Raw genomic sequence first — 8,983 nt, 5'->3', positions numbered from 1 at the left:
GTGCAGGTGTCCACGCGGACACCTAGCTTCTGACCTCCTGACCCTCATGGGAAGGGCGTCATTTATTGACCGCTTACGCTCCTTCTCGTATCGACATCCTTTAAAAGCGATCCGGCACGCTTGCGATTCTTCGCACCCCATTTATTGATGTTGCACACACACCAAATACTGGATAAATTAACAGTACTGTATTTATAGCCAGTGAGGTGTGAGATGGAGCACCTGGTCCGCATCGTCAACGAAACAGACCGCCAAATCCTCGCGTGGCTGCGCAGCCAAGTCGGTGATGAACGCGTCGAACGCGCTGCGCGGCACATGGGACGTGTCCGCAAGCCCTATTTGTCGGCCGTATGCCGTTATTTGGGCGTCTGGCCGCCGATCTCGCTGCGCTATCCCGCTCAGCGCGACGATACCGATCATTCGGTCGGCGATCGTTACCTATCGTTGATTCGCCAGCATCTAGCAGCGCATGCGGGCAGATAACCCACGCACCAAACCGCTTGCTGAAACGCCGCCCTGCGCTGCCACATTCCCTGCGTTGCGCCGGGCGCCTGCCCCTGTGCGATTCATCAAAGCATTGTCTCGCGCACACAGGCCGCTCTCGTCATTCGTTATTCGGCAGGCAAAAGAGACGACCGCGTAATCGGAAGCTCCAGCGGATGAAGAGAATAGAGGCAAGCCGCACTATCTTCGTTGCAGCTTGAACACGATTCACCGCAGCATTCGAAGTCGCGGCAGCCTTATCAAACACGGAGTTCGTCCGCCATCGACGGTGCCTCTTGACTTGGACCCTCGCTATCGTCCGCTGCAACGGCCTGTAACAGTCGTGCCGGCTGCCCCGCGTCCGCCCCTGGCGCGCTCTCGCGCCGCGTCAGCTTGCCGTCCACGGCCGCGCCGCAATCCATTCGCAACTGTTGGTATGCAATGTTGCCCGTAATACGGGCTTGTGGCTGCAACTCCACGAAGTGTTCAGCCGTCACATCTCCGTTGATCGTACCGTTCACCACCACGTCGTAGCCGTGTACGTTCCCGTCGATCGTCCCCTGGTCGCTCACCACCAGCAACGTCTGGCTACCCGACCTGCTGACCACATGGCCGGTAATGCGACCATCAATTCGTAATCCTTCACCAAACTCCACATCCCCGACAATCTGCACATCGCTGGAAATCAACGTCGTGATCTTGGTCTTGGTCGAGATCGAATTGATCGATTTACTTTTGCCAAACATGATTATCTCCGTGGGAAATGCCAAAGCGCCTCGTCATCATCGTCGCGCCGACGCATCACGCGGCCTGGCTACACTACGCAGCACACGAAGATCGTTCTTCAGATGTGCCAGTTCAGCAGCCGACGCATCAGCCAGATGCTGGATGGTTGCTTTTGATGCGCGCTCCTGCGTGAGTGCCAGTTGCGCACGCACGAGTTCGGCCTGTAGCACATCGCGAGGCGGTGCTACCGGACAAGATGCGCCAGGCAACGGCCAAACGAACCGCGCAACCACCCCTCCCGCCGCTGCGCATACCATGCAAAGACCGAACATGATAGCGAGCAGCACGCTTGGCGAGCGAACCGGCCTCACGCGATACCTCTGCTGTGCGCGCCGGCGCTTCAGCGGTCGTAAGGAAACCAAATCAACTGGGCGCATGATGATTGAAGAGTGTCAAATACATTTCGGGATCAGTCGGCGTACCATCGCGCAACACCTCAAAATGCAGATGCGGCCCCGTGGAGCGGCCGGTCGAACCCACCTCGGCAATCGCGTCGCCCGGCAATACGGGTTGGCCTGCGTGTACGAGCAAGCGCGATGCGTGGGCATAGCGAGTGACAATACCGTGGCCATGATCGATCTCGACAACCTTGCCATAACCTGGCTTCTCCCCGGAGAAACTCACGCGTCCGGCGGCGGTGGCGAGAATTGCCGTGCTGGCGGGCGCGACAAGATCAAGGCCGGGGTGGAATGCCAAATGATGCGTAAACGGATCGACCCGGTTGCCGAACGGTGAGCCGAACTTGGCTGCATGCATGGGCAAGCGGCCTGGATAAGTCGCCAACGCGACTTGGTCGTGACCAAGTTCCGCTTCGAGCGCGGCAAGCGTTTGCAGTACGCATTGAGTTTGCTCCGCCAGCGCCGTAACGCTGTTAGACCGTGCAGTACAGACCTGAGGCGGCCGTTCAGGGCCGCCTTCGCCGCCCCAAGGCCCTGCTTGGCTCCGGGTGCCGGAGCGGGATGAAAATGCGCGATGCAAATGTGCGTCGAAATCCCGCAACCGATCGACCTCGACCATGAGCCGCTGCATGCGCGGTTCGATCTGGTTGAGCGACGCACTGAGTTGGCCAAGTTCCGATGCCATATAGCGCTGCATCGCACCATCGGCAGATCCGGCAACCGGGGGAACGGAATGCAAGCACCGGCTACCTAACGCCAGACCGATGGCCAGTCCAGCCACTGCCGCCAGTCCAGCGGTGAATGCAAACGCGCGGCGCAACGTCCGTCGAGGCAGCACCGTCAATGCGTCCGCGCTGGTCATATAAGGTTTTACCAATATCGCCCCCAATCCGTGAGATTCATGCCCAACCAACATTTACCGAATAAATGCACTCCTCACTTATATTTTTATTTTTTCAATTAAATAAAACCACAATCAAACAATCAACACTTGCCCCATAAAATCCACAAAAACAAAACAAATAAATCATATAATCCAGGGGGATTTTTTGCCCTGCCATTAATGGCTTAATCAGGCCAATACGAGTGCGCATTCCATCAACACCGTGCGCAAACACAATAGACGCACGATCGCTCTAATGCAACAAGCAGACGGGACTGCTGCGTTACAGCAGCACAATTCCATTTCTCCGCGAACGCATCACGGTGGAATACGTGACGCGCCTCAGCAGGCAGAATATCATCCCTCAGCATTGGTGGCGCGGCAAGAAGTAGCTTAAATCAGCGGATGCTCAAAACCGCATGCCCTTTCCAGCACTGGCACGAATATTTCAAATGCCAATTTGCAGACCTTATATCTTCTTCACAACCAGAAAACCGCACCGACAAGAAAATCGACGCTCTCTTCATAATAAGACGAAGCACAATCACCTGATCGAACCTGATCGATATTGGTAAAGCTCGTGCGCTCGGCCTCCAAGCCGATTTTCACGCATATCGAATGTGCTGCTCATTGGCGGGAGCCTGACAAAAAGACATGCTTCCCAGTGGAAGCGGCATTTCGACTCGCGATGCCTCTCTCAAATCGGCCTGGACCAATATTTGCCAACGGGCCGAGAGAGAACGGCGCGAATCGTTTCAATTGGGTTCGCCGATCGCCTTAGGTGGATAGCTTGCAAGAATGATCGAAGTCGTCACCGGTCCGAATCTCGCCAGTGCATCGATAACCGCCTCCAGTTGGCACATCTGTTGGACCGCCACACGCACAACGATGCAATCATCGCCGGTGATGCGATGCGCATCAACAACCTCAGGCATCGTCGCGAATACCTTCAGACACTTCGCAATCTGCGCATGGCTCGTCCGTATCCGGATCAACGCTGAGATGTCGCGCCCTACCAGCGCGGCGTTGATCCTCGCCGAATAGCCTTCGATTACACCCTGTGCCTCCAGTCGTTTGATCCGGGCGCTGACTGCCGGTTGCGGCAGTCCGATCCGCTTGCCGGTTCAGTATTGGTTATACGCGCGTGAGCTTGCAGCGCCTCGATGATGCGCCAATCGAGCCGATCCAGTTCGACTTGCTTAGGTTTCATTCGTACGTACCCGTCATTTCCGCGGTTTCCATGCCCGCCGGCGTCGATTTCATTAGCTTAACTTTCCGGCGAAGGCAATCCGCCTTTACACTCAATACTCATTCAGGAGAACCTCACATGAACCGACGCGTGTTGATCGTGCCCGGTCACGGCAATTCGGGGACGACGCACTGGCAGAGCATCTGGGAGGCCACGAAGCCGGGGCACTGGTGCCGCATGAAGGTCGACGATTGGCAGCATGCCGTGCGCGACGAATGGGTGACGGCAATCCATCGCGAAATCGAGGCGCTTGGCCCCGATACGATCATCGTCGCCCATAGTCTCGGTTGCCTCGCGCTCGCGCACTGGGCCGCGCAGCATGCGGTTGCGATCCGGGGCGCATTGCTCGTGGCAGTGCCCGATCCGTCTGCACCAGCCTTTCCTCGCGCCTTCTGCACGGGGTTTTCGCCCGCACCACCCACGAGGCTACCCTTTCGCAGCATCGTGGTCGCGAGCAACGACGATGCCTACGCAACCATCGACTATGCGCGTTACCAGGCAAATAAATGGGGTAGCGCTTTCGTCGACGTCGGCGCACGCGGGCATCTGAACGCCGACAGCAAGCTGGATGATTGGGCGCAAGGATATGGGCTCTTGCAGCACTTCGATGCGGCGCAATCTATCGGCGATATCGCGCCAAGTGGAACAACCTTCTGACTGGAAAAATCAAACGCGAGCGGCGAGCTCCATCGCCCGCCGCTCGCGCATGTGTGCGTCAAGCAAGTTAAGCACCGTTGCGGCTGCATCGCCTACGCGCGACGGGCGGCGAGCCTCCGTATCACGTCGATCATCACATCGACTTCGTCGCACGTATTGTAGAACGCGAGCGAGGGCCGCACCGTCGCCTCGAGCCCAAAACGCCGCAGGATCGGTTGCGCGCAGTGGTGCCCGGAGCGCACGGCAATGCCCTCTTCGTTCAGTGCCTGCCCGACCTCCTCTGTCTCGTAACCCTTCAGCACGAATGACAATACGCTCGCCTTGTCGCGCGCTGTGCCGATGAGCCGCACGCCCGGCACCGGCGCGAGCACGCTCGTCGCATAGGCAAGCAGATCGTGCTCATAACGCGCGATGTTCTCGATGCCGACCCGCGACACATAATCGAGCGCCGCACCGAGCCCGACCGCATCGGCAATATTGCCCGTACCGGCTTCGAAACGGTTTGGCGGCGGCTGGAACACGGTACGCTCGAAGGTCACATCGGCAATCATGTTGCCGCCACCCTGCCACGGCGGCATCGCATCGAGCAGCGCGCGCTTGCCATATACCGCGCCGATACCCGTCGGTCCGTAGATCTTGTGGCCGGAAAACACGAAAAAGTCGGCGTCGAGCGCCTGCACGTCCACGCGCATGTGCGAGATCGATTGCGCGCCATCAACCAGCGCCTTCGCGCCCGCGCGATGCGCAAGCTCGATGATCTCCCGCACGGGCACGACCGTGCCGAGCGCATTCGACACCTGTGTCACCGACACGATCTTGGTCCGATCGCTGAGCAGCTTGCGATACTCGTCGAGCAGCACTTGGCCAGAATCGTCGACCGGAATCACGCGCAGCTTCGCTCCCTTCAGCGCGGCGAGCTGCTGCCACGGCACGATGTTCGCGTGATGTTCGAGATGCGACACGACGATCTCGTCGCCTTCTCCGACGTTCTGCACACCCCACGTCTTCGCGATCAGGTTGATCGCTTCAGTCGTGCCGCGAACGAACACGATTTCGTCCGGCGACGCTGCGCCGATGAAACTCCGTACCGTTTCGCGCGCATGTTCGTAGGCATCGGTCGCGCGGCCCGCAAGCGTATGCGCGGCGCGATGGATATTCGAATTCTCATGCGCATAGAAATATGCGAGGCGATCGATCACCGACTGCGGCTTATGCGTCGTCGCGGCGTTGTCGAACCAGATCAGCGGCTTGCCATTCACGCGCTCGGCCAGAATCGGGAAATCGCGGCGGATTGCGTTGACGTCGAACGGCGGATGAGCGCCGCGCAGTGCGTTGTCCTGCACAATGCCCGATGCAGGCGCTTGCGGGTTGCCCGCCCGCGCATCATCAATGAAATAGCGCGACGATGCGCCGTGCCGCCCGGCATCAGGACGACGAATCGACAGCAGTTCGCGCAACTCGCTGTCGTCCGGCAAACCCAAAGCCTGCGGCGATGCGATACCTTGCTGCGGCGCGCCGATTGGCTGCGCATCGCGATGCCAACCGTGCAACGCATCATCGACGAAGTAATAGGGCGACGCAGCGACGGGCGGCGCTTCGTGCGCGAGCGCCGACTGCGAGGCAGCCCCGTCCACCGGCGGCACACCAAGCGCAACGCCGCCGACACGCGGCTCCAACGCTGGCGCAATCGACACCACGTTGTCCGGCAGGCCGTTCTGCGCGGCCGCATGCGGCACGAGCGCGGGCGCGCGATTGCCAAGCGACAGCACATGCGTCGGAGCGGGCACGAGATTCGCGCCCGGCACCTTGCCCTGCGGCACGCCAACGCCCGGCACACCGGTTCCGCTGCCACCTGGGCCAGCGAATGGCGAGCCTGGCGGCGCGGGGTTCGACACTGAAGCGATGATCGGCGCGGCGGCCGGCAGCGCCGACGGTACGCCGCCTACCGCGCCGCTGCCCGCGCTCACGTCCGGCGCGGCCGCTTGTCCCGGCAACGCCGACAGAAACTCTGACGCGAGCCGGGCAAGCGCGGCCGGATCGGGCAATCCCGCGGGCAAAGTCGCCGTGGGCACGGCCACATCGGACAGCGGCACCGCCGCGTTCGGCACACCTGCCGCAGGCAAGGGCCCACGCGCGACTGGCGTGGCGGTGGCGGCGCTCGCCGCCGAATTAACGGTAGGTGTCCGGATAGTCATGGTACTTGCCGATCTCCACGTCATCGAGGACAGCCAGCGCATCCGGCGAATGGACGGCAAGCGAGCAATAAAGCGAAATCAGATACGACGCGATCGCCTGATTGTTGATCCCCATGAAGCGGACCGACAGCCCCGGCCCCTGCTCGCCCGCCACGCCCGGCTGGTAGAGGCCGACGACGCCCTGCCGCTTGTCGCCCACGCGCAGCAGCAGAATCTTGGTCTTGCCATCGGCCACCGGCACCTTGTCCGACGGAATCAGCGGAATGCCGCGCCACGTGAGGAATTGCGAGCCGAACAGACTGATGGTCGGCGGCGGCACGCCGCGCCGCGTGCACTCACGGCCGAACGCGGCAATCGCGAGCGGATGCGTGAGGAAGAACGCGGGCTCCTTCCATACCTTTGTCAGCAGTTCGTCCAGGTCGTCGGGCGTGGGCGCGCCCGTCAGCGGAAACACGCGCTGCTCTTCAGCGACATTCGCAAGGAGTCCATAGTCCGGATTGTTGATGAGCTGGCTTTCCTGCAGTTCCTTGATCGTTTCGATCGTCAGACGGAGCTGTTCCTTGATCTGATCGTGCGGACTGCTATATAGATCAGAAATCCGCGTATGCACGTCGAGCACCGTGCTTACGGCATTCAGAAAATATTCGCGCGGCTCTTCCTCGTAAGGCACGAATGTGGTCGGCAGTGTTCCTTCGTCCTCCCGCGCGGTGCAGGCGGCGCGCACGGCTTCGGGATTCTTCACCTGATTGAGCCGGTAAATGCCGGCCTCGACCGGCACCCATTGCAGCAAATGCGTCAGCCAACGCGGCGTAATCGTGGAAAGCTGCGGAACAGTCTTGGTGGCATTGGCGAGTTGCCGTGCTGCGTTGTCGCCGAGCGCCGTCTGGGCGCCCACGGTCGTCGACATAGGTAACTCCGGATTTCTTAGAACAAAAAGAGAAATGCTTATCACGAGAATGCATTTGCATTATCGAGACGTGATTTGGGCGGCTCAACATGCTATAGCCGTCAACATTCAACGATTGGAAGCGAAACTCGACGCTGAAAATTCAACTCGGATCAGCGCAACGCCGGCTCGGTGCGCCCGACGCACCGAGGCCAGGCAGCGGTTGATCGGATATTTCGACGGCAGGCGGCAATAAGCGCGCGATCGGCACATCGAACGCGCGTGCGAGCTTGTCGACGGTAACGATGGACGCAATCGCGGTGCCGCGCTCGATTTCGCCGACATACGAACGATTCAGCCCCGCATGCTCAGCGAGTTGCTCCTGCGACCACGCGCGCGATTCGCGCAACGCGCGAATCGCCGCGCCAAAGCGTTGAATGAGCGCTGTCATCACTGCACTCCCGCCGACGACAGCGCCGCGCCGCCCACGCCTTGCGCCTGCGGTGACGGCAGCGCGGTATCGGCCAGCCGGGCCGGATCGTTGCGCGTGACGGCCTGCGTGACATGGCTGCCGGGCGCGACGTCCTGTGTGATCCAGACGTTGCCACCGATCACCGCGCCCTTGCCGATCGTGACGCGGCCGAGAATCGTCGCGCCCGCATAAATGACGACATCGTCCTCGACGATCGGATGACGCGCGAGCCCTTTTTCGAGATGGCCGGCCGCATCACGTGGAAAGCGCTTCGCGCCGAGCGTCACCGCTTGATAGACGCGCACCCGCTCGCCGATGATCGCGGTCTCGCCGATCACGACACCCGTGCCGTGATCGATGAAGAATCCCGCGCCGATCTGTGCACCAGGATGAATGTCGATGCCAGTCTGCGCATGCGCATGCTCGGCGACGATGCGCGCGAGCAACGGCAGCCCGAGGCGGTACAGGGCATGGGCAAGCCGGTGATGGATCATCGCGAGCACGCCGGGATAGCAGAGCAACACCTCATCCACGCTGCCTGCCGCCGGATCGCCATGAAACGCGGCGAGCACGTCGGAATCGAGTAGCGCGCGAATCTCCGCCAGCCGGGCGGCGAATGCGCGCACCGCGGTTGCGGCATTCGCGTCGATCGCGGCGTCGGCCGGCGGCGTGGTATCGTGCCGAGCCCTGTAGCGCAGCTCAAGCCGCGCCTGCGCAAGAAGCGCGTGCAGCGCATCGTCGAGCGCGTGGCTGATATAGAAGTTTTCGCTTTCCTGACGAAGTTCGGGTGGCCCCAGCCGCATCGGAAACAGCACGCCTTTCAATGCGTCGACGATATCCGCGAGCGCCTCGCGCGCCGGAAACTCGCGCCCGCCGGGCTCCAGCGAGCGCCGCTGCACTTCGCGCCAGCGTTGGCGCACGGTCTGAAGCGATTGAACGATGTCGTCGATATCGAATACCGCCACGGTTGCCGC

The 8,983-nt window shown here is 61.0% G+C and carries 8 protein-coding genes and 1 pseudogene; 2 read left to right on the top strand and 7 right to left on the bottom strand.

Going from position 1 to position 8,983, the window contains the following annotated elements; all coding sequences use genetic code 11:
• The first annotated feature begins 213 nt into the window (after window positions 1-213).
• Window positions 214-483: a hypothetical protein gene (locus WS68_RS06015; RefSeq protein ID WP_059569923.1), complete on the top strand. Its 270-nt coding sequence runs from the start codon at window positions 214-216 to the stop codon at window positions 481-483.
• Window positions 484-743: 260 nt separating this feature from the next.
• Here WS68_RS06015 and WS68_RS06010 read toward each other — a convergent pair whose 3' ends face one another.
• The 3 genes and pseudogenes from WS68_RS06010 to WS68_RS06000 all read right to left on the bottom strand — a co-directional run bounded on the left by WS68_RS06010 (window position 744) and on the right by WS68_RS06000 (window position 3,760).
• Window positions 744-1,229, bottom strand: a complete 486-nt coding sequence (locus WS68_RS06010) for a bactofilin family protein (protein WP_059569922.1) — start codon at window positions 1,227-1,229, stop codon at window positions 744-746.
• A gap of 403 nt (window positions 1,230-1,632) precedes the next feature.
• Window positions 1,633-2,544: a M23 family metallopeptidase gene (locus WS68_RS06005; protein ID WP_231752952.1), complete on the bottom strand. Its 912-nt coding sequence runs from the start codon at window positions 2,542-2,544 to the stop codon at window positions 1,633-1,635.
• Between the two features lie 761 nt (window positions 2,545-3,305).
• Window positions 3,306-3,760: pseudogene (locus WS68_RS06000) on the bottom strand (Lrp/AsnC family transcriptional regulator).
• A gap of 117 nt (window positions 3,761-3,877) precedes the next feature.
• Between WS68_RS06000 and WS68_RS05995 the strand changes: the two are divergent.
• Window positions 3,878-4,456: an RBBP9/YdeN family alpha/beta hydrolase gene (locus WS68_RS05995; protein ID WP_059569920.1), complete on the top strand. Its 579-nt coding sequence runs from the start codon at window positions 3,878-3,880 to the stop codon at window positions 4,454-4,456.
• A gap of 92 nt (window positions 4,457-4,548) precedes the next feature.
• Here WS68_RS05995 and WS68_RS05990 read toward each other — a convergent pair whose 3' ends face one another.
• From WS68_RS05990 to epsC, 4 genes are all read right to left on the bottom strand, one after another.
• On the bottom strand, window positions 4,549-6,651 hold the full coding sequence (locus tag WS68_RS05990; protein ID WP_082709821.1) for a family 2A encapsulin nanocompartment cargo protein cysteine desulfurase: 2,103 nt from the start codon (window positions 6,649-6,651) through the stop codon (window positions 4,549-4,551).
• Window positions 6,626-7,558: a family 2A encapsulin nanocompartment shell protein gene (locus tag WS68_RS05985; RefSeq protein ID WP_059569919.1), complete on the bottom strand. Its 933-nt coding sequence runs from the start codon at window positions 7,556-7,558 to the stop codon at window positions 6,626-6,628. The genes WS68_RS05990 and WS68_RS05985 overlap by 26 nt, the downstream gene beginning before the upstream one ends.
• A gap of 142 nt (window positions 7,559-7,700) precedes the next feature.
• Complete coding sequence (locus tag WS68_RS05980; protein WP_059569918.1) at window positions 7,701-7,988, bottom strand: helix-turn-helix domain-containing protein; 288 nt, start codon at window positions 7,986-7,988, stop codon at window positions 7,701-7,703.
• Window positions 7,988-8,974, bottom strand: coding sequence for a serine O-acetyltransferase EpsC (epsC, locus tag WS68_RS05975; protein WP_059569917.1), 987 nt, complete (start codon window positions 8,972-8,974; stop codon window positions 7,988-7,990). Before epsC ends, WS68_RS05980 begins: the two co-directional genes overlap by 1 nt.
• Window positions 8,975-8,983 lie beyond the last annotated feature (9 nt).

Source organism: Burkholderia sp. TSV86 (assembly GCF_001522865.1).
GTDB lineage: Bacteria > Pseudomonadota > Gammaproteobacteria > Burkholderiales > Burkholderiaceae > Burkholderia.
The sequence above is the reverse complement of the archived record's forward strand: the minus strand, read 5'-3'. Positions and strand labels throughout refer to the sequence as shown.

Coding starts and splice junctions, on each gene's coding strand:
- WS68_RS05995 (WP_059569920.1), top strand. CDS start 3,878: ATGAACCGACGCGTGTTGATCGTGCCCGGTCACGGCAATTCGGGGACG.
- WS68_RS06010 (WP_059569922.1), bottom strand. CDS start 1,229: ATGTTTGGCAAAAGTAAATCGATCAATTCGATCTCGACCAAGACCAAG.
- WS68_RS05985 (WP_059569919.1), bottom strand. CDS start 7,558: ATGTCGACGACCGTGGGCGCCCAGACGGCGCTCGGCGACAACGCAGCA.
- WS68_RS06015 (WP_059569923.1), top strand. CDS start 214: ATGGAGCACCTGGTCCGCATCGTCAACGAAACAGACCGCCAAATCCTC.
- WS68_RS05990 (WP_082709821.1), bottom strand. CDS start 6,651: ATGACTATCCGGACACCTACCGTTAATTCGGCGGCGAGCGCCGCCACC.
- WS68_RS05980 (WP_059569918.1), bottom strand. CDS start 7,988: ATGACAGCGCTCATTCAACGCTTTGGCGCGGCGATTCGCGCGTTGCGC.